19 protein-coding genes are annotated in these 18,932 nt (G+C 68.9%); 9 read left to right on the forward strand and 10 right to left on the reverse strand.

All coding sequences use genetic code 11. The annotated features are described in order from the left end of the window. Nucleotides 1–60: 60 nt before the first annotated feature. Both NP095_RS08495 and NP095_RS08500 read right to left on the reverse strand, forming a co-directional pair. A complete protein-coding gene (locus NP095_RS08495) occupies nt 61–1,350 on the reverse strand; it encodes a M20/M25/M40 family metallo-hydrolase (RefSeq protein WP_256765907.1) in 1,290 nt (429 codons plus the stop codon). A gap of 10 nt (nt 1,351–1,360) precedes the next feature. After that, on the reverse strand, nt 1,361–1,738 hold the full coding sequence (locus NP095_RS08500) for an SRPBCC family protein (RefSeq protein WP_256765908.1): 378 nt from the start codon (nt 1,736–1,738) through the stop codon (nt 1,361–1,363). A gap of 41 nt (nt 1,739–1,779) precedes the next feature. Between NP095_RS08500 and NP095_RS08505 the strand changes: the two genes are divergently transcribed. The 7 genes from NP095_RS08505 to NP095_RS08535 all read left to right on the forward strand — a co-directional run bounded on the left by NP095_RS08505 (nt 1,780) and on the right by NP095_RS08535 (nt 7,659). Further along, nucleotides 1,780–2,664, forward strand: a complete 885-nt coding sequence (locus NP095_RS08505) for an AAA family ATPase (protein ID WP_256765909.1) — start codon at nt 1,780–1,782, stop codon at nt 2,662–2,664. Next, nucleotides 2,661–4,055 (forward strand): VWA domain-containing protein, encoded by a 1,395-nt coding sequence (locus tag NP095_RS08510; protein WP_256765910.1) that lies wholly within the window; start codon nt 2,661–2,663, stop codon nt 4,053–4,055. The genes NP095_RS08505 and NP095_RS08510 overlap by 4 nt, the downstream gene beginning before the upstream one ends. Before the next feature lie 13 nt (nt 4,056–4,068). After that, nucleotides 4,069–4,524, forward strand: a complete 456-nt coding sequence (locus tag NP095_RS08515) for a hypothetical protein (RefSeq protein WP_256765911.1) — start codon at nt 4,069–4,071, stop codon at nt 4,522–4,524. Beyond that, on the forward strand, nt 4,521–5,021 hold the full coding sequence (locus tag NP095_RS08520; protein ID WP_256765912.1) for an O-acetyl-ADP-ribose deacetylase: 501 nt from the start codon (nt 4,521–4,523) through the stop codon (nt 5,019–5,021). The genes NP095_RS08515 and NP095_RS08520 overlap by 4 nt, the downstream gene beginning before the upstream one ends. A 21-nt stretch (nt 5,022–5,042) precedes the next feature. Next, a complete protein-coding gene (locus NP095_RS08525; RefSeq protein ID WP_256765913.1) occupies nt 5,043–5,576 on the forward strand; it encodes a metallophosphoesterase family protein in 534 nt (177 codons plus the stop codon). A 9-nt stretch (nt 5,577–5,585) separates the two neighbouring features. Further along, a complete protein-coding gene (locus tag NP095_RS08530; protein WP_256765914.1) occupies nt 5,586–6,584 on the forward strand; it encodes an epimerase in 999 nt (332 codons plus the stop codon). Between the two features lie 412 nt (nt 6,585–6,996). Next, nucleotides 6,997–7,659: a C40 family peptidase gene (locus tag NP095_RS08535; RefSeq protein ID WP_256765915.1), complete on the forward strand. Its 663-nt coding sequence runs from the start codon at nt 6,997–6,999 to the stop codon at nt 7,657–7,659. Nucleotides 7,660–7,750: 91 nt separating this feature from the next. Here NP095_RS08535 and NP095_RS08540 read toward each other — a convergent pair whose 3' ends face one another. The 5 genes from NP095_RS08540 to NP095_RS08560 all read right to left on the reverse strand — a co-directional run bounded on the left by NP095_RS08540 (nt 7,751) and on the right by NP095_RS08560 (nt 12,390). Continuing rightward, entirely contained in the window at nt 7,751–8,458 is a 708-nt protein-coding gene (locus NP095_RS08540) for an ABC transporter ATP-binding protein (RefSeq protein WP_249378188.1), read from the reverse strand. Further along, on the reverse strand, nt 8,455–9,234 hold the full coding sequence (locus NP095_RS08545; protein ID WP_249378189.1) for an ABC transporter ATP-binding protein: 780 nt from the start codon (nt 9,232–9,234) through the stop codon (nt 8,455–8,457). The genes NP095_RS08540 and NP095_RS08545 overlap by 4 nt, the downstream gene beginning before the upstream one ends. Beyond that, nucleotides 9,234–10,259: a branched-chain amino acid ABC transporter permease gene (locus tag NP095_RS08550; RefSeq protein WP_249378190.1), complete on the reverse strand. Its 1,026-nt coding sequence runs from the start codon at nt 10,257–10,259 to the stop codon at nt 9,234–9,236. The genes NP095_RS08545 and NP095_RS08550 overlap by 1 nt, the downstream gene beginning before the upstream one ends. Then, complete coding sequence (locus NP095_RS08555) at nt 10,256–11,122, reverse strand: branched-chain amino acid ABC transporter permease (protein WP_249378191.1); 867 nt, start codon at nt 11,120–11,122, stop codon at nt 10,256–10,258. Before NP095_RS08555 ends, NP095_RS08550 begins: the two co-directional genes overlap by 4 nt. Before the next feature lie 77 nt (nt 11,123–11,199). After that, nucleotides 11,200–12,390: an ABC transporter substrate-binding protein gene (locus NP095_RS08560; RefSeq protein WP_249378192.1), complete on the reverse strand. Its 1,191-nt coding sequence runs from the start codon at nt 12,388–12,390 to the stop codon at nt 11,200–11,202. A 227-nt stretch (nt 12,391–12,617) separates the two neighbouring features. Here NP095_RS08560 and NP095_RS15260 point away from each other — a divergent pair, with 227 nt between their 5' ends. Further along, the gene (locus tag NP095_RS15260) at nt 12,618–12,989 is read left to right on the forward strand and encodes a P-loop NTPase family protein (protein ID WP_306173250.1); all 372 of its coding nucleotides are present in this window, start codon (nt 12,618–12,620) and stop codon (nt 12,987–12,989) included. A gap of 17 nt (nt 12,990–13,006) precedes the next feature. Here the strand turns inward: NP095_RS15260 and NP095_RS08570 are convergent, their stop codons facing one another. After that, nucleotides 13,007–15,037 (reverse strand): DEAD/DEAH box helicase, encoded by a 2,031-nt coding sequence (locus tag NP095_RS08570; protein ID WP_306173251.1) that lies wholly within the window; start codon nt 15,035–15,037, stop codon nt 13,007–13,009. Between the two features lie 531 nt (nt 15,038–15,568). Here NP095_RS08570 and NP095_RS08575 point away from each other — a divergent pair. Continuing rightward, entirely contained in the window at nt 15,569–15,859 is a 291-nt protein-coding gene (locus NP095_RS08575; RefSeq protein ID WP_249378195.1) for a hypothetical protein, read from the forward strand. A 333-nt stretch (nt 15,860–16,192) separates the two neighbouring features. Here NP095_RS08575 and NP095_RS08580 read toward each other — a convergent pair whose 3' ends face one another. Both NP095_RS08580 and NP095_RS08585 read right to left on the reverse strand, forming a co-directional pair. Then, nucleotides 16,193–16,645: a nitroreductase/quinone reductase family protein gene (locus NP095_RS08580; RefSeq protein WP_256765917.1), complete on the reverse strand. Its 453-nt coding sequence runs from the start codon at nt 16,643–16,645 to the stop codon at nt 16,193–16,195. Nucleotides 16,646–16,799: 154 nt separating this feature from the next. Beyond that, nucleotides 16,800–18,902, reverse strand: a complete 2,103-nt coding sequence (locus tag NP095_RS08585) for a M1 family aminopeptidase (protein WP_256765918.1) — start codon at nt 18,900–18,902, stop codon at nt 16,800–16,802. Nucleotides 18,903–18,932: the final 30 nt, after the last annotated feature.

Genomic DNA, 18,932 nt, shown 5'->3' on the forward strand with positions numbered 1-18,932 from the left:
GTCTGTGCAGTGGGGGTACCCAGCCCTCGACCCGGTATGCGCCCTTCGCGCCAGATCGGGTCAGGCCAGGTCGAGGAACTCGTCGAAGACCCGGCAGCCGAACTGCAACGCGTCGATCGGCACCCGCTCGTCGACGCCGTGGAACAACGCGGTGAAATCGAGGTCGGCCGGCAGCCGCAGCGGCACGAATCCGTAGGACCGCATGCCCAGCTTGTGCCACGCCTTGGCGTCGGTGCCCGCGGACATGAGGAACGGTGCGACGTGGGCCTCGGGGTCGTGTTTGAGCAGCGAGACCGTCATGGCGTCCACGAGGTCACCCTCGAAGGCGTACTCGAGCGGGATGTCGAGGTGGTACGGCTCGACCGTGACGGTGTCGCCGGCGATCTGCTGCACCCGATCGACGAAGCCGTCATGGTGACCGGGCAGGGGGCGTCCGTCGACGTACGCGACCGCATCGCCGGGTACGACGTTGTGCTTGTAGCCGCCCTGGATCATGGTGGCGTTGGTCGAGTTGCGCAGGCCGGAGCCGATCATCCGGGCCGCCGGGCCGAAGTGCTCGAAGAGCTCGTCCGGGGTGCCGTCGGCACCGGTCAGCTCGCGCACCTTCTGCAACAGGATCTGCATCGAGGGGCCCGGCTCGGCCGGCCACTCGTGCTCCCCCAGGTTGACCAGGGCGCGCGCCAGGTGGGTGACCGCGTTGTCGGGGTTGCGCATCGAGCCGTGCCCGGCTGTGCCGGCGGCCTTGAGCCGGAGCCAGGCGATGCCCTTCTCGCCCGACTCGATCAGGTAGAGACGCTGCCCCGCGACCTGGGTCGAGAAGCCGCCGACCTCGCCGACCGCCTCGGTGCAGCCCTCGAACCACTCGGGATGCTCGGCGACGAGCCAGTGCGCGCCCAGCTGGCCTCCTGCCTCCTCGTCGGCGGTGAAGACCAGCAGGACCGGGCGGTCGGGGATCCGGCCGGCCCGCTGACGATCGCGGACGACGGCCAGCATGATCGCGTCGAAGTCCTTCATGTCGACGGCGCCGCGCCCGACGACGTAGTCGTCGACGATCTCGGCGGCGAACGGGTCGACGGACCAGTCGGCGGCCTTGGCCGGGACGACGTCGAGGTGTCCGTGCACCACCAGTCCCGGACGGGTGGAGTTCTGGTCGCCCCACCGGGCCACGACGCTGGCGCGGCCGCGCTCTGACTCGAGGATGGTGGACTCGATGCCCACCTCGGCCAGGCTGGCCGCGACGTACTCCGCGGCGGCGCGCTCGCCCGGACCGGACGAGTCGCCGAAGTTGGACGTGTCGATCCGGATCAGGTCACGGCAGAGGTCGACGACCTCGGTCTCGGCGGCGGACATGGGACCCACCCTAGTCACGCAGCAGCCGGCGCAGCACCGACGAGACCATGAGTCCGAGGAGTCGGCGCACGACCGGGTCGAGGAACCCGGGGACCCCGATCACCGAGGCCTCCTCGTCCCACGTGACGACCGAGCCGGAGCCCTCGGGCTCGACCGTGATGGTGGCACTCCCCCGGATGACGCGACCGCGCTTCACGAGATGGACGCGGCGCGGCGGATCCCAGTGCGTGATCTCCATCGGGTCGTCGAACCCGACCGGTCCGACACCGGTGCGGGCGGTGAACCCGTCCGAGGTCGCCGTGATCGTGGTCAGGGGCACGCGATGGCGCTCCCAGTCCGTCACCCGGGCGAAGGCTGCGGGCGCAGCCAACTGTGATCTACGCCTCACCCGGGTCATCGTGGCCATAGCGTCAGCGTAGACTTGAATCCATGTTCAACAAGGGCACGATGCCGTTCACGTCGGTCGCCGACGTCAAGGCCCGCCTCGCCACGGCCGGCTACCTCGCGTCGGACGCCGTCGCCACGACCGTGTTCCTCGCCAGCGAGCTGGGCAAGCCGCTGCTCGTCGAGGGGCCCGCGGGCGTGGGCAAGACCGAGCTGTCGCGCGCCATCGCCCAGGCCTGCAAGGCCGAGCTGGTGCGGCTGCAGTGCTACGAGGGCGTCGACGAGTCCCGCGCGATCTACGAGTGGAACCACGCGAAGCAGCTGCTGCGGATCTCGGCCGGCCAGGACGAGACCTGGAGCGAGGCGAAGTCGGACATCTTCTCCGAGGAGTTCCTGCTCCCCCGCCCGCTGCTCTCGGCGATCCGCAACGATGGCCCGACCGTGCTGCTCATCGACGAGACGGACAAGGCCGACGTCGAGATCGAGGGCCTCTTGCTCGAGGTGCTCGGCGACTTCCAGATCACGATCCCCGAACTGGGCACCGTGACCGCCACGCAGCGTCCCTTCGTCGTGCTGACGTCGAACGCGACCCGAGAGCTGTCCGAGGCGCTGCGCCGCCGCTGCCTGTTCCTGCACATCGAGTTCCCCGACGCCGAGCTCGAGCGCGACATCGTCACCATGAAGGTTCCGGACCTCGACCAGGCGCTCGTCGACTCGGTGATCCGCGTGGTCAACGCCCTGCGCGCCATGCCGTTGCGCAAGGCGCCCTCGGTCTCCGAGACGCTCGACTGGGCCCGCACCCTGGTGGCGCTGGGTGCCGACGCGCTCACCTCCGAGGTCGTCTCCGAGAGCCTCGGCGTCGTGCTGAAGCACCAGGACGACATCGACAAGGCGCGCACGAAGCTGGATCTGGACGCCGTCCTGTCATGACGTCCCAGGTCGCGACCCGGCTGGTCGAGTTCGTCGAGGCGCTGCGCACCAAGGGCGTCAACGCCGGCCCGAGCGAGACGATCGACGCCGCGGACGTGATGCGGGTCCTGGGCCTCGACGACCGCGAACTGCTGCGCGAGGGCCTGGCCGCGGCGCTCGTGCGCCGGGGCGGCCAGCGCGACGTGTTCGACCAGACCTTCGACCTCTTCTTCCCTGTCGGCGTCGGTCGCCCCGAGGCGGCCCGCGACGCGGGCGAGGACATGGACGTCCAGCAGATCCGCGAGCTGCTGCTCATGGCGCTGATGGACCGCGACCCCCGGACTCTGGCGCAGATCGCCGAGATCGCCGTGGATGTCCTGGGCGAGGTCGGACAGCCCGGCTCCGAGACCGCCGGCTGGTCCGCCTACCAGACCATCGACCGGCTCCAGCCCCAGACGCTGATCGCCGCGGCGATGGCGATGCGACCCGGCGGCGGCAGCGGCCAGGGTGGTCAGGGGCTCGGCACCCAGTTCACCGACCGGCTGGCCCGCGACGAGGTGCGTCAGGGCGTCGAGGCGTTCCGCGAGATGGTCCAGGCCGAGGCGCGCCGCCGTTCGGCCGAGCTGCGCGGACGTGAGCTCGTGACCCGCCATGCCGTGCGCGCGTCACGCGAGCACGTCGACTTCCTCAGCGCGAACCGCCAGCAACTGGAGGAGCTGCGCCGCTCGGTCAAGCCGCTGGCCCGCGTGCTGGCCACCCGGCTGTCGGCCCGCCGCCGGCGCCGGCGCCGCGGCAAGATCGACATGCGCCGCACGTTGCGGCGCGCCATGGGCACCGGCGGTGTGCCGATGCGGCCGGTGTACGAGAAGCCGCGGCCGAATCGTCCCGAGCTCGTCCTGCTGTGCGACGTCTCGGGCTCCGTGGCCGGGTTCTCCAACTTCACGATGCTTCTCACCCAGGCGCTGAGCGCCCAGTTCAGCAAGGTGCGGGTCTTCGCGTTCGTCAACGCGATGGCCGAGGTCACCGACATCGTGCGCGACGGCGCCGTCTCGGGCGGCGGCGACATCGAGACGCGCATCCGCGCCGAGGCCAGGATCACGAAGTGGCACACCAGCAGCGACTACGGCGAGGCGCTGCTGGACTTCCGCGAGTTCTTCCTCGACGCCGTGGGGCCGCGGACCGCGGTGCTGATCCTCGGCGATGCCCGCAACAACAACCAGAACCCGCGCTTCGACGCGCTGCACGAGATCGCGATGCGCTCGCGGCGGACCTACTGGCTCAACCCCGAGCACCACACGCGGTGGGGCCTGGGCGACTCCGAGGCGCTGGCGTACGCCGAGATCGTGCCGATGTACGAGTGCGCCAACGTCGATCAGCTGACCCACTTCGTGACACGATTGTTGCCTGTCTGAGCGAAGGAGCGCGATGCGCACGCTGATCCGTCTCGCGTTGGTGGCCGTGGTCGCCCTCGCGCTGGCCGCCTGTGGTGACTCGAAGGAGTCACCCGACGCTCCGACGACGCCCACCATCACCCCCGCACCCTCGCGTGGGGTGCCCGCGGGCGTGAAGGAGAGCATCGACACGCCGGCCGGGGTCGTCGTGGGCAAGAGCGGCCAGATCCACGTCGTGACGTACGGCAGCAGCTCCAATCCCGCGGTGGTGCGAGGCGTCAGCGCCGAGGACCAGACCGTCACCGTCGACGTCAGCGAGGTCCCGGGGCGCGCCGCCACGATGGACTACGTGCCCACCACGTCGACCTTCTCCCTGCCCGAGAGCGTGGACGGCAAGAAGCCGATCGTGTTCCGACTCGGCGAGTTCGGCGCGGTCACGGTCGAGTCCTACGAGCCCGGCGCCCAGGCGTGGATCACGAGGCCCGAATGAGCACCACGATCAGCGCCGTCCAGGGTGACATCACGACCCTCGAGGTCGATGCCATCGTCAACGCCGCGAACAACGCGATGCGCGGTGGTGGCGGCGTCGACGGGGCGATCCACGCGGCCGGTGGACCGGACGTCCTGGCCGACTGCATCGCGCGGTTCCCCCACGGCTTGGCCACCGGCGACGCGGGCTGGACGACCGCGGGCGACCTGCCGGCCCGATGGATCATCCACACGGTCGGACCCAACCGTCACGCGGGCCAGACGGATCCGGACCTGCTGGAGTCCTGCTACCGCCGGTCCCTGGAGGTCGCCGACGAGCTCGGTGCGCGCGAGGTCGCGTTCCCGCTGATCGGCGCCGGCGTCTACGGCTGGTCGAAGACCGACTCGGTGGCCGCCGCCGTCCGCGCGGTCCGCTCCACGCCGACGGCGGTCGAGCGCGTGCTGCTCGTGGGCTACGACGCGGCGGCTCGCGACGAGATCGAGTCGGCGCTGCGCTGACCGAGGCGGTTGACTGTCCCCATGGCGACTCGGCTGCTGATCATCGCGGACACCCACCTGCCCAAGCGGGCGAAGGACCTCCCGGAGCAGGTGTGGCACGAGGTGGACGCGGCGGACGTGGTGATCCACGCCGGTGACTGGGTGTCGGTCGATCATCTGAACGACCTCGAGAAGCGCTCCCGACGCCTCGTGGCCGTGTACGGGAACAACGACCACGGACAGTTGCGTGAGCGCCTGTCGCTGGTGGCGCGTGCCGAGATCGACGGCGTTCGGTTCGCGGTCGTGCACGAGACCGGACAGGCGAAGGGCCGCGAGGAACGCTGCAGCGCCGACTACGTCGACGTCGACGTGTTGGTGTTCGGACACAGCCACATCCCGTGGGACACGACGGCCGAGAGCGGGCTGCGGCTGCTGAACCCCGGCTCCCCCACCGACCGGCGCCGTCAGCCGTTCTGCACGTACATGACCGCAGTCGCGGATGCGGGAACGCTGCGGGATGTGACGTTGCACCGGCTGCCGCCCAGAACCCCCGTCACGCCCCTGCGCCCGCGCTAGGGTCCGGGCATGAGCGAACGCGCCCGGGCCGTCATCGCGGGTTGGAACGGATTCATCGGGCACCGCCTGGTCGAGGACCTCCGCTCCCGCGGGTATGACGTCGTGCGCGTCGGTCGCACCGGACCGGACGCCACGTGGTCCGACCCCGCCTCACTGCGTCGTGTGGTCGACGGGGCCGACCTGGTCGTCAACCTCGCGGGCAAGAGCGTCGGGCGCCGGTACACCGACGCGAACCGCGACGAGATCCTGCGTTCCCGCATCGACACGACCCGCCAGCTCCGTGACGCGATCACCACGGCGGCGCAACCGCCCCGGCTCTGGATGAACGCCAGCACGGCGACGATCTACCGCTACGCCCTGGATGGTCCGCAGACCGAGTCCGAGGGCGAGCTGGGCTCCGGATTCTCGGTGGACGTGGCACGCGCCTGGGAGGACGAGCTCTTCGCCGGCGACCTTCCCGGCACCCGACGCGTGGCGCTGCGCATGGCCATCGTGCTCGGCGGACCCGCCTCCGATCTGCTCGCCCGCGTGGCCCGCCTCGGCCTCGGCGGTCCGCAGTACGACGGCCGCTGGTTCCAGCACCGTCGCTACCGGGGCATCGGCGAGAACCCGTCCGGCGGACCTGTGCCGATCCACCATTCCCACGGCCGCCAGAAGTTCTCCTGGATCCACATCGACGACGTCCTCTCCTCGATGCAGTTCATCGACGACCACCCCGAGCTCGACGGTCCGGTGAACCTCTCGGCGCCGCACCCCGCCGACAACCGCACCCTGATGGCCGAGCTGCGCCGCGCCGTGCGGATGCCCATCGGCCTACCTGCCACCCGGTGGATGCTCGAACCCGCCCTGTGGGTGCTGCGCAACGAGTCGGAGCTGCTGCTCAAGAGCCGTTGGGTCCTGCCAGAGCGCCTCGAGTCCGCCGGTTTCGCGTTCGCGTGGCCCGAGCTCGGCCCTGCGTTGGACGACACGGTGGGCGGCCGGCGCGGCCGGTTGGAACGGGCCATGTAGCCCATGAACACAGGGTTTTTCCGGCGCCACGACGGTGCGAAACGCGTGAGAAAGGTCACCCGGAGAATACTGTCCGGTTAATCCGTATTAACTGCAAGCGCAGGGCGAAACCGTGTTCCGCCCGTCCGCGGCCATCAGTGCTTGGTTCGTGATTGCCTGACTTTCCGACGTAGATTCGCTGTGGCCCCAACGGGCCGGGCCGTGAACACGTTGAACTCGCCGAGGTTCACGGGACTAGTCAAGACGAACACAATCGGCGAGGCGGGGAAACCAGCATTCCGTCGCGATCAGCGCGACTTGGGGCTAACCACCGAGCGTGGGGCACACCTTCACTGCCAGCCCGACAGGTCTCTCTCCGTAGGCGTTGAAGGAGAATCACATGCGACACGTCGCACGAATCCTTGCTGCCACCATGGCCGCTTCCGTCCTCGGCGTCGTCGCTCCTGCGACTGTCGCCACCGCCTCGGGCAGCACGACGCCCACCACGACCAGCACGACCAGCACCACGAGTTCCACCCCCGCCCCCGCTCCCGCGCCGACCGCGGCGCAGCTGGCGGCAAAGAAGAAGGCCGCTGACGCGAAGAAGCGTGCGGCCATCGCGAAGAAGAAGGCTGCCGAGAAGAAGAAGCGCGCGGCCGTCGCCAAGAAGAAGCGCATTCTGAAGAAGAAGCGCGCGGCCATCGCCAAGAAGAAGCGCATTCTGAAGAAGAAGCGCGCCGCCGCTGCGCGCGGCAAGAAGATCGTCCGTCAGGCCTCGAAGTACAAGGGCACGCCGTACGTGTGGGGCGGCACCAGCCCCCGCGGCTTCGACTGCTCCGGCTACGTCCAGTACGTGGTGAAGAAGTCCATCAAGAAGAAGCTCCCCCGCGTGGCCGGCGCCCAGATGAAGAAGGGCAAGTCGGTCTCCAAGGGCAGCAAGAAGAAGGGTGACCTGATCGGCTTCTACAGCGGCTCGGGTTACTACCACATCGCCATCTACGCCGGTGACGGCAAGGTCTGGCACGCCCCTCGTCCGGGCAAGTCGGTCAAGAAGGAGAAGCTGTGGACCAGCAAGTACAAGGTCCGTCGTCTCTGATCTGACGCATCCAACGCCGAGGGCGAGCCACCATCACGGTGGCTCGCCCTCGGTGTCTCTTCGAGTGCTGATGCCTGCTCGTCCGACCGGGTCAGACGCCGAGGTAGGCCCGCTGCACCCGCGTGTCGCTCTGCAGCTCCTTCGCCGTGCCCGAGAGCACGACCCGACCTTCGGCCAGCACGTAGCCCGAGGTGGCGATCTGCAGTGCCGAGTTGGCGTTCTGCTCCGCCAGCAGGACGCCGATGCCCTCGTTGTTGATCTCCACGATGGTCTCGAAGACCTGCTGGGTGATCAGCGGCGCCAGACCCATCGACGGCTCGTCGAGGATCAGCATCGACGGGTCCGACATCAGCGAGCGGCCGATCGCCGCCATCTGCTGCTGGCCGCCCGACAACGAGCCGGCCGCCTGCTTGCGCTTCTCGCGCAGGATCGGGAACAGGTCGTACGAGCGTTCCAGCAGCGTCTTGACCCGGGCCTTGTCACCTCGGCGCACGTAGGCGCCCAGCATGAGGTTCTTCTCGACCGACATCCGCGGGAACAGGTGACGTCCCTCGGGGCAATGGGCCAGACCCTTCTTCACGATCGCCGCGGGGCTGCTGCGCGTGATGTCCTCGCCGTTGAACTCGATCTGCCCGCTGTTCGGCCGGAGCACACCGCTCATGGCCTTGAACAGGGTCGACTTGCCGGAGCCGTTGGCGCCGAGGATCACCGTCAGCTCGCCGTCGTTGGCGACGATGTCGATGCCGTGGAGGACATCGACGGCCTCGTAGCTCGCGCTCACTCCGCTGATCTTGATCACGATTGCGCTCCTGCCTGGTCGTTGTTGGCGCCGAGATAGGCCTCGATGACGAGCGGATCGCTCTTGATCTGCTCCGGCGTGCCGGCGGCGATGCGCTGGCCGTGGTCGAGCACGACGATCTGGTCGGCCAGGTTCATGACCATCGACATCTTGTGCTCGACGAGACAGACCGTGATCCCGCGCGCCACCATCTGGCGGATGAGGTCGCCGAAGGCCGCGGTCTCCTCGTCGTTGGTGCCGGCCGCCGGCTCGTCCAGCAGCAGCAGCCGCGGCTCCGTGGCCAGGGCGAGTGCCATGGACACGCGCTTCTGCGCCTCCTGCGGCAGGTTCGATGCCACCTGGTCGGCGAGGTGCGCCGCTCCGACGAACTCCAACTCCTCCATCGCCTTGGCGCGGCTGGCCCGCTCGTCGCGCCGGTGCCGCGGCGTGTGGAAGACCGCGTCGAGCGCATTGGACGTGGACCGGACGACACATCCGGCCAGCACGTTGTCGAGCACCGTGGAGTTCTCGAACAGCTGCGTCGTCTGAAACGTCCGCGCGATGCCCTCGCGCACCGTGCGGTGCGGCTTCATGCCGGTGATGTCCTTGCCCTCGAACGTCACCGTTCCGGACGTGGGTGCGTAGAAGCCCGCGAGGAGGTTGAACAGCGTCGACTTGCCGGCGCCGTTGGGACCGATGATCGCCGTGATCTGACCTTCGGGAACATCGACGTCCACGTCCTTGACGGCGTCCAGACCGCCGAACGTCTTTCCGAGACCGCGTACCTGCAACAGCATCAGTGCACCTCGCTCTTCGTGGGGGAAGCGACCGGCACGGTGGCCGGGTCGCCCGGCATCGTGGTGGCGCGGCGCTTGAAGCGCGCGGGGACCAGATCGTTGAGGTACCCGATCATCCCGCGCGGGGCGAAGATGACGAGCAGCACGATGATCGGTCCCAGCACGATGAAGCGGTAGGTCTCGAGGTCCTGCAGCATCTCGAACAGGAACGCGACCAGGAGGCTGCCCAGCAGCGGGCCCATCACCGTGCCCAGACCGCCGATGAGCAGGAACAGCAGCATCTCGAACGTGCGGTCGATGCCGGCCGAGTCCGGGCCGATGAAGCCGTTCAGCGAGGCGAACAGGCCACCGGCCAGACCGGCGATGGTCGCCGACGCGGTGAACGCCAGCTGCTTGCTGACGGCGACGTTCACGCCGATCGACTTCGCCAGGTCCTCCGACGTGCGGATGGCCACGAGCGACCGGCCGGCGTTGGAGTTCAGCAGCGCGTGCGTCGTGTACGCGGCGGCGGCCAGGAAGATCAGCACGAAGTAGTACATGACCGCCGGCTCGGTGAAGTCGATCGGCCCGATGTTCTCGGGGAACTTCACCCCGCTGACGCCGGAGTGTGCGTGCGTCAGGGACTCCCACCGCACGATGACGATGAAGATGAGGAAGCCCAGCGCCATCGTGAAGATCGCGAAGTAGGCGCCCTGCGTCCGCAGCGCGATGAGGCCTGAGACGTATCCCAGCACCGTGGTGGCGGCGATCGCGACGAGGAAGGCCGACCAGAAGGGCCAGTCGCGGTCCGTCGTCAGCAGGCCGACCGTGTAGGCCCCGACGCCGAAGAAGGCGCCGTGGGCCAGGGACAGCTGCCCCGTGAGGCCCAGGATGATGTTCAATCCGTACGCCGCGATGGCGTAGATGGCGGCCGTCGTCACGACGCGCAGCAGGTACTGCTGCTCGCTGAAGACGACCGGCGCGAGGAGCATGGCGATCGCGACGAGCGCGACGCCGAGCAGGCGGGGGTTGAGTCGGTCGATCATCGCTGTGCCACCGTTCCGAAGATGCCCGTGGGCTTGATCGCCAGGACGGCGATGAGGATGACGAAGATCGCCGCCTCCCCCGCCGCGACGGAGATGTAGGTCGAGGCCATGACTTCCGCGATCGCGATCGAGAACCCGCCGACGATCGCACCGGGCAGTGAGCCCAGCCCGCCGAGGATGATGATCGCGAACACGGTCAGGCCGAGGGAGTCGCCCATGCCGGGCGAGAGCAGGTTGATCGGGGCGACCAGTCCGGCCGCGATGGCGACCAGCGCCAGCGAGACCGCGAAGGTCACCATCGAGACCATGCTCGGGTTGATGCCCACCAGCGCGGCGCCCGTGCGGTCCTGCTCGATCGCCTCGATGGCCTGCCCGTGCGGCGAGCGCTTGAGGAACCAGGTCAGGAGCAGCAGCACGACGACGGCCGTGACGATGATGATGATGCGCTGCCACGAGACCTGGGCGCCCAGGACGCTCAGCTGTCCGCCGACCGGCGACTGCATGCGCAGGAAGCCGGTGCCCCAGATCTCCTGGACGAGCGCGACGAGGAAGAACATCACACCGACCGTCGCGATCATGTGGTGGGTGTGTGGCGAATTTCGTAGCGGATGGAAGACGAGCCGTTCCAGCACGACACCCAGGAAGGCCAGGACGACTGCGGCCGCCAGGATCGCGACGACGTACGGCATGCCGGCGTCCGTGAGGAAGAAGTACGTGAGGTAGGCGCCGAGCATGTAGAGCGCGCCGTGCGCCAGGTTGGGGAAGCCCAGGACGCCGAACACGAGCGTCAGTCCGATGGCGGCGAGACAGTAGATCCCGCCCAGGGCCAGGCCGTTGGCCAGCTGTTGGATGAAGAGGGTCATCAGTCACCTTCTGATGGGGAACGGACGAAGCAGGCGTGGCGGGGCCCCGCCGCCCGTGGGCGGGCGGGGCCCACGGCTCACTCCTCGGGCTGCTCGATCTCGAAGGGCTCGTACTCGCCGTCGGCGTTGCGGTAGGCGGCCTGGAGGCCCTCGGCCTGCAGGTGACCCTTCTCGCTGATCCGGTCGGGCACGAAGAAGACGCCGTTGACCGACTTCACGGCCTCACCCATCGCCTCGCGGATGGCCTTCGGATCGTCGGTCGACTTGGCGATCTTCATGGCCTCGATGAAGATGGGCAGCGCTTGGTAGTTCAGCGCGATGTCGGCGTTGACCGGCTTCTCGGAGGAGTACTTCGCCTTGTAGTCCGCGATGAACTTCTCGGTGCCGTCGAACAGCGGCAGGGGCATGATGCCGACCGAGTTGTTGAGGTTCTTCGGATCGGTGAACTCCTCGAGCTCCTCGAACTTCGCCTGGTCGATGATCAGGAAGGCGCCCTTGAAGCCCTGCTTGCGGGCCTCCTCGATCAGCAGCGCGGTGGGCTGCGAGGGGCCACCGACGAGGATCACGTCGGGCTTGCCCGCCAGCGTCTTGGCGACCGGGCCGGCGAAGTCGGAGACGGTGCCGTAGTCGATGTTGTTCTTGGCCAGGACCTCGCCGCCGGACTCCTCCCACTTCTCGATCGTGGTCTTGGTCCACTCCTGGCCGAACTCACTGGCGGTGGCCATCAGACCGAGCTTGGCGTTGTCCTTGGTCTTGACCTTGTCGATGAACGGCTGGACGTAGCTGTCGAAGCTCGGCGGGATCATGACCGTGAGCTCGTTGCCGCTGTCGAGGATGGCCGGGTCCGAGGAGTACGCGCCGACGAGGAACTCGGTGCGGCCGGAGTTCAGCTCCTGCGCCGCCTTGATGCCACCGGCGTGCGGGACGAAGACGACCGAGGCGCCCTCCTTCTCGACGAGCCGCTGGACGTTGGTTCCGGTCGTGCCGGGCTGGTACTGGTCGTCGAGGGACTCGAGCTTGACGGTGTACTTCTTGCCGTCGATCTCGACGCCTTCCTCGTTGAGTTCGTCGATGGCCATCTTCAGGCCGTTCTGGACGTTCACGCCGTATTCGGCGGCGCCGCCACTGAGGCCGGCCGAGTAGCCGATGACGATCGTGCCGTCATCGGAGTCGCTCGAGCCCCCGCACGCGGCGACCGTCGCGAGCATGCCGACGCTGGCGACCGCTGCCGCGGTCCTGACCGTGCGCTTTGACAACCACTGAGTCATCCGGGTCTCCCAAGTGTGATCTTCTTCATACTGAACGTGAACTCAACTTAAGTCACCGGTCTGGTTACGTCAATCTTGAAGTGATCCACACCACATGATTTCCTCGATGGGATCCCGGGCCATCTGCTAGGCCCCTCTGCGATTCGTACGCTGAGGTCGATCGAGGCCCCGGGAGGGAACGCCCCAGGAGCGAACAACCGGACACCATCACGCTGCGCGGCGCCCGCGTGCACAACCTCCAGAACGTCGACGTCGCGGTGCCTCTCGGGCGGCTCGTTGCGATCGCCGGTGTCTCCGGCTCGGGCAAGTCGTCGCCGGCCCTGGGCGTGCTCTATGCGGAGGAGGGGTCACGCCGGGATCTGGAGGCCCTGGCCGCCTACACCCGACGCCGCCTGACCAAGGCCGCGCCGCCGGGACTGTTCATCGCCACCCAGCTCCGGTACTCGTACGAGGCCTTCGGACCCGGACCGCGGCTGTCACCGGCCGACGGCCGCGGGTTCGACCTCGGCCAGCTCGCTCTCGGCGGATCGGTCCTGCTCATCGGCGAGCTGTTCCGCCGCGATGCCACCGCCGAGGCGGACGACCGAATGACCGCGTGAGGGCCGACCCGCCAGGGTCAGGACCTCGCAGCCAACGCGTCGGTCAGCATCGAGACGAGCGTCTCGAGCTGGACGTCCGCGGACTCGACGATCTCCTCGTCGGACCCGTCGAGAGCACGAGCAGCGAGGCCGGCCTTGCTGTCGATGAGCTCGACGATCCGGTTCTCGATCGTGCGCGAGGCGATGATCCGCCACGCGGTCACCGGCTCCTCCTGGCCGATGCGGTGGACCCGGTCGATCGCCTGGGTCTGCTCCGCGTCCGTCCAGGACAGCTCGGCCAGGACCATGTCGGAGGCGACCTGCAGGTTGACGCCCACGCCGGCCGCCGACAGCGAGCAGACCACGACGGACACGTCGGGATCGTTGACGAAGGCGTCGATGTTCTTCTGGCGCGCCGACGGCGTCTGGTTGCCACGGATCGACGAGTACCGGATGCCCCGCTTCTCGAACGTCTGCTCGGCGACGTCCATGACGTCGACGTGCTTGGCGAAGAAGACGACCTTGCCGACGCTGTGCGCCAGCTGGGCGGTGTAGTCGGCCGCGAGGCTCGCCTTCGCCTGACCGATGCGCCGCATCATGGCGAAGACGTTCTCCTCCGTCTTCGCGGACTCCTCGCGCTCCCATGCGGCGATCCGGCGCACGAGGTCGTGATCGATCCCATCGACCGCGACACCGGGCGCCCGGGTCTCGAGGGCTGCCTCGTACCGGGCCACCAGCCGGCGCTCGAGCTCACGCTCGGCCGCGTGGATCGAACGGCCCGCCTCGTCATCGAGCTCGACCCGCAGGTCGGCGATGCGACGGGCCGGGATGTCGGCCGCCACGTCGACCTTGCGACGACGCACGATGCCCATGTCGATGACCCGCGCGCGGGCGGCCGAGAAGAACCCCGGGTCGATCGGGGTCAGCCCGGTCTCCTCGAGCGCCTCCATCAGCGCGGCGCGAGGCTTCTTCTCGTCGATCCAACCCAGGTACTGCCAGATCGCCCGGAAGTCCTCGATCTCGTTGATCAGGGGGGTGCCGGTGAGCGCCATGAGCAGCGGACGGGAGGTGCGCGAGCGGATGCGCTCGGACAGCTGCAGGACGTGCTGGGAGCGCTGCGACGACTTGTTCTTGATGAAGTGCGCCTCGTCGAGGACCATCCCCCGGAATCCGAGGTCGCCGAGCCAGCCGACGTGCCGGTCGAGCACCTCGTAGTTGACGATGACGATGTCGGCGAAGCCGTCGATCGTGTCGCCGTCGCCCTGGATCACGGTGGCCTTGTGCTTCGGGGTCCACATGTTCGCCTCGCGCGCCCAGTTGGACTTGACGACGTTCGGCACCACGACGAGCAGCGGGTAGGCCTCGGCGGCCTGGGCCGCCAGGAGCGCCTGGGCCGTCTTGCCCAGTCCGGGCTCATCGGCCAGCAGGAAGGTCCGGTGTCCTTCGGCCGCGGCGGCGACGAGCTGTGCCTGGTGGCGCATCAGCTCCATGCCCTCGGGAAGCGGCACCGAGATCGGCTCGGGCAGGTCCATGCAGGCGGGAGAGCTGCTGGAGGCACGCTCGAACGACGAGAGCAGCGGTCCGATCAGCTCCCAGCCGCCCAGCCGCCGGACCTGGGGCTTGCGGGCCCCGGCCGTCTCGAACTGCGGAGCGAGGAAGGGGTCCGCCAGTCGCCGCGAGATGACCGACTGCGGAACGACCTGGCGGGAGGGAGCCGCGGGAGCGGACTCCTCGTCGACCGTGGCCTCGGGCTCGACCGGGGTCTCGAGCCCGGCGGCGATCAGCATGTCGCGCTTGAGGGCCTTGGAGGCATCGGAGATCTCGGCATCCTCGGCGAGCAGCGAGAGCAACGAGGTGTCGCGGGTGGCGGTCTTCGCCAGGATCGTGCCGATGCCGTCGAGCCGCTTGAGCTGCTCGACCCGCTGGGACTCGCTCATGGCCGCGGTCTTGACCCGCGTGCGCTCCTCGCGCGCCAGCAGCGCGACGGTCTGGAACTTGGTGCGGACCGTGGGCGTGGCCCGGCCTCGCTGAACGCCCGCCTCGACGTCGCGAACGGCGCGCGCGAGCACGGGGATGATGCCCTCGTTGTCCGTGGCACGTCCGCCACGCTGGTTCCGCGGGCGAGCCCCGGTGGAGCTTCCATGGCTGCGGCCTCGTCTGGCCAAACTCGTCTCCTCTGACTGGTGCGCTCTCCGTGCCGAGACGGCAGCGCACTCGGACCATGCACGGCCCTGGCTCGATGGCTTCGCGGCCAACGCACCACATGGCCGCCCACTGGGGCAGCCGCGGACCTGGTGACCAGATGAGGACCCGACGCGATCCGCGGTCGGCCGACACTCACTGGTGTTCTCTTCCGTCCCCATTCCAGCGCAGTTCTGCTGCGAGCGCGTGGAGACGACGTCCTGACACTCAGAGTTTACCCCGACCGAGGTGCACCAAGCCCGCAGGACGCCGACAGTGTCGTCCCCCGCATTCCCTCGTCCTCGTCTCGCCACTCACGCACGGATGCCGGGGAACACCGACTGAAGGGCCCGCCGGTGGGTACCTCTCAGGCCCAGCTTCGGCGCGGGGGCGCCGCGGCGCAATGCAGAGGAGTGGTCATGGCTTCAACGAGGAAGACCCAGGACAACGGCGGAGTCCGCATGACGGACGACAGCCTGCGCGTGCGGCAGCTCACGCACTACCAGTTCAGCTGGACCGCGGGCGAAGGCGGCGGGTCCGGCACCTGGACGCTGCAGCTCGTGCTCGACCAGGGTGCGTGGGAAGAGGTGCTCACGGTCAGCGCCGAGGACGCCGACAACCTGCAGGACATCCTGACGAACACGAGCAAGGTGTTCTACGACATCGACCGCCGCGTGCTCATGTTCGGAGTCACCAAGACGGGCGACTGACCCGCCCCAGCAGCACCATTCGCGACAAGGAGTGCGGCGGCACCGCAGGTTCGCGGTGCCGCCCTGCTCCCACCGCCTCCGGCACAGTGGCGAGAGGATGTCCTCCTCGCCCTGTGCCTACTGGCCATCTACCGCCGGCGGCCCGCAGCGTCTGAGCGCGGGGGAGCTTGCCAGCGTGACCTCGGGAGTGATCATGGTCGTCTGGATCGTCGGCGAGGTCGCCGCCATCCCCGGCTTCCACATCCTCAGGTTCTCCATCTCGGGACCGGAGTCCTCGTCATCTGGCTGACACCATCGCAGCGTCCGCCGGCACCCCAGCGGTCCACGGCACGATCAGCCGTCTCGTGACCCGCCCATGGCCCCGTCGCCGTCGAGGTCCACGCGGATCGTCAGCAGACTCGTCCCCAGGGCGCGAACGGCTGCGCTGTTCCCGCGGGGAAGGGCGCGCAGTCGTGCCTGAGGATCGTCGTCCGGCAGGACGTGCGCAATGCCGGTGTGCCACCGTCCCCGCATCAGCAGCCGAACCCTCGGCTCGGCCATCAGATTCTTGACGTACTGCGAACGCCGACCGTGCTCGGAGACCAACCAGAACGAGTCGCCCACCCGTCGCCCGCCCACCGGATTGCGGCGGGGCTGTCCGGACGTGCGACCCGTGGTCTCGAGCAGGACGGCTGCTCCCGGGACTCGGCCGGCGATCCGCCGCACGACCGGGTTCGCCACATACCGCTGGAACACGTCGACGATCGCCTTCTTGCGTCGCTGACGCGGTGCCGACTTCTCGGTCATCGAACGACCTCCACCCCTCGCTTCGGAACCCGGACTGCGACCTTGCTGCATCCAGGCCCCGGACGCTACCGGTTGGCGACCCCCAGCGCGGGATCCTCAGGCACCGCGATGCGGCCATGGATCCGGCGGTGCCAACCGGAATCCGCTCAGCGCGTCACTCGACGTGCCGGTGGAACCGCTTCTGCAGGTCGATCGCCGAGCCCTTGCGCAGCGCCGCCGCGTCGGGGAGACTCTCCGGCTTCTCCGGCGTGAACAGCCACTGCGTGAAGAACTCGTCCAGGTCCTCGCCCGAGACTCGCTCGGCCAACCTGGTGAACTCCTCCGTGCGGACGTTGCCCCCGGCTTGGCTCGCCGTCCAGCGCTTCAGGAGCCGGAAGAAGTCATCGTCACCGATCCGCAGGCGCAGCGCGTGCAGGGTCATGGCCCCGCGGTCGTAGACCGCTCCGGCGAAGATGTTCGTCGGTCCCGGATCGCCGATCACCGTGGTCCAGAAGGACGAGTCGGCGGGGATCGCGGCGTAGGACTCGAAGATCTCCTGGGCCGTGGCATCGCCGCCGTCCTCCGCCCAGAGCCACTCCATGTAGCTGGCGAATCCCTCGTTGAGCCAGATGTGCTGCCAGGCCTCGAGGGCCAGGTCGTCACCGGTCCACTGGTGGGCGAGCTCGTGGACGACCACCGAGGTGTTGTCCCCGGGCGCGGTGAACCAGCCCTGCGCGTAGACCGGCCTGGTCTGGTTCTCGAGGGCGAAGCCGATGCCCGGGTCGTTGTCGACGATGCCGCCGGACTCCCGGAACGGGTACCGGCCGAGGAAGCCCGAGAGGAAGTCGAGGATCTCGGGCTCGCGGGCCAGTGCGGCCTCCGCGTTGTCCCCGGTCGACGGACCGGCGGACTCGCTTGCAGTGCGCCACGGGCTCGTGTTGCCCGGGCTGCCGGCGGGCGCCGCCGTCGGCGTCCAGCCGTCCAGCGGGTCGGCATCGTCCTCGAAGGAGGTCGACCCGTCGCCCCGGGGCGCCACCACGTCGTCGACGTAGACCCCGTTGTACGGCACCGACGGGTCGCTGACCACCGAGAGTGAGATCTCGACCGACCGGCCCGCGTACGCCGACAGGTCCAGCCGCCAGCTCTCGTAGCCGTCGCTGGCCCCGCTGGCCGAGTGCCAGGCGCCGGTGGTGCCCTCGGGCGTGCACCCGCCGGCACCGTCGTCGCTCTCGTAGTGGGTGAGGAACGGATGCAGGGTCAGCCAGTCCGGACAGCCGTAACCCACCTCCCGGGCGGTGTGGCCGTTGGCGTCGGGCAGGGTCGTCCACGCATCGCTGCCGACCGGCCTGGCCTCGACGAAGAAGTGGTCCCAGTCCGGCTCGGTGTTGCGCGCCACGTGGAACGACAGCTCGCCCCCGCCGGCCGGGACGTCGATCACCCGGGTCAGGCGCTGGTAGGCGGAGTTCGCGCCGCCGCTGATCGCATAGCGAGTCCCGGTGCGCGGCTCGGGCTGGACGTAGAGCGAGGGATCGATCGCATCCCAGTACTCGATGCCGTCGACGCGGCGATGATCGAGGTTGAACTGGCCGATCGTCGCCGTGGCGAGGTAGGACGCCATGGGGTCGCGGGCGACCCACGTCCACGTGTCCTTGCCGCGGTGTCGCTGGACCCCGGCCAGGCGGCCGTTGGCCACCACCTCCAGGCCGCGCGGGACCGTCACCGTGAACCGGTAGCCGGCCTTGTCGAGCGGGTGGTCGTTGACGGGGAACCACGTGTCGGCGACGTGCGGCTGACCGACGATGAGCGCGCCGTCGTCGGTCGGGAACACGCCCGACTGGCCCAGGGCCGGCTCGTCGAGCACCGGCGGAACCCCGGCGTAGCGCACCACCACCTGGAAGCGAGCGCGCTGGGCGATGGCACGGCGCGGGGTGATCGTCAGCTCGTCGCCGACGTGACGCCAGCGGGCCGGGCGGCCGTTCACCCGGACGTCGCTGACCGTCAGCCCGTTGAGATCCAGGTTGAACGCCGACAGGGCCTGCGTGGCGCGGGCCGTGATCGTCGCGCGCCCTCGGAGGCGATCCGTGGGCGGGTCGTACGCGATCGCGAGGTCGTAGTTCTTGACGTCGTATCCCCCGTTCCCGTCAGTCGGGTAGTACGGGTCGCCGATGCCGGGAGCTCCGGGTCTCGGCGCCTGCCTCGACGCCGCGTTCGCCGTGGTGGTCGTGGCGAACGACGCGATCAGCAGGGCTGCGAAAGTCAGTGCGAGGAGCTTGCGCATGATCGTCTCCTAGTGCCTCGTTTCAACGTG

The sequence above is a fragment of the Aeromicrobium duanguangcaii genome, from assembly GCF_024508295.1.
GTDB lineage: Bacteria > Actinomycetota > Actinomycetes > Propionibacteriales > Nocardioidaceae > Aeromicrobium > Aeromicrobium duanguangcaii.

What these genes read in the sequence shown, in the direction of transcription:
- NP095_RS08535 (WP_256765915.1), top strand. Translation starts at nt 6,997, where the DNA reads ATGGCCGCTTCCGTCCTCGGCGTCGTCGCTCCTGCGACTGTCGCCACC.
- NP095_RS08495 (WP_256765907.1), bottom strand. Translation starts at nt 1,350, where the DNA reads ATGTCCGCCGCCGAGACCGAGGTCGTCGACCTCTGCCGTGACCTGATC.
- NP095_RS08545 (WP_249378189.1), bottom strand. Translation starts at nt 9,234, where the DNA reads ATGCTGTTGCAGGTACGCGGTCTCGGAAAGACGTTCGGCGGTCTGGAC.
- NP095_RS08580 (WP_256765917.1), bottom strand. Translation starts at nt 16,645, where the DNA reads ATGACCGAGAAGTCGGCACCGCGTCAGCGACGCAAGAAGGCGATCGTC.
- NP095_RS08550 (WP_249378190.1), bottom strand. Translation starts at nt 10,259, where the DNA reads ATGATCGACCGACTCAACCCCCGCCTGCTCGGCGTCGCGCTCGTCGCG.
- NP095_RS08515 (WP_256765911.1), top strand. Translation starts at nt 4,069, where the DNA reads ATGCGCACGCTGATCCGTCTCGCGTTGGTGGCCGTGGTCGCCCTCGCG.
- NP095_RS08560 (WP_249378192.1), bottom strand. Translation starts at nt 12,390, where the DNA reads ATGACTCAGTGGTTGTCAAAGCGCACGGTCAGGACCGCGGCAGCGGTC.
- NP095_RS08575 (WP_249378195.1), top strand. Translation starts at nt 15,569, where the DNA reads ATGGCTTCAACGAGGAAGACCCAGGACAACGGCGGAGTCCGCATGACG.
- NP095_RS08530 (WP_256765914.1), top strand. Translation starts at nt 5,586, where the DNA reads ATGAGCGAACGCGCCCGGGCCGTCATCGCGGGTTGGAACGGATTCATC.
- NP095_RS08510 (WP_256765910.1), top strand. Translation starts at nt 2,661, where the DNA reads ATGACGTCCCAGGTCGCGACCCGGCTGGTCGAGTTCGTCGAGGCGCTG.
- NP095_RS08525 (WP_256765913.1), top strand. Translation starts at nt 5,043, where the DNA reads ATGGCGACTCGGCTGCTGATCATCGCGGACACCCACCTGCCCAAGCGG.
- NP095_RS08555 (WP_249378191.1), bottom strand. Translation starts at nt 11,122, where the DNA reads ATGACCCTCTTCATCCAACAGCTGGCCAACGGCCTGGCCCTGGGCGGG.
- NP095_RS08520 (WP_256765912.1), top strand. Translation starts at nt 4,521, where the DNA reads ATGAGCACCACGATCAGCGCCGTCCAGGGTGACATCACGACCCTCGAG.
- NP095_RS08585 (WP_256765918.1), bottom strand. Translation starts at nt 18,902, where the DNA reads ATGCGCAAGCTCCTCGCACTGACTTTCGCAGCCCTGCTGATCGCGTCG.
- NP095_RS08505 (WP_256765909.1), top strand. Translation starts at nt 1,780, where the DNA reads ATGTTCAACAAGGGCACGATGCCGTTCACGTCGGTCGCCGACGTCAAG.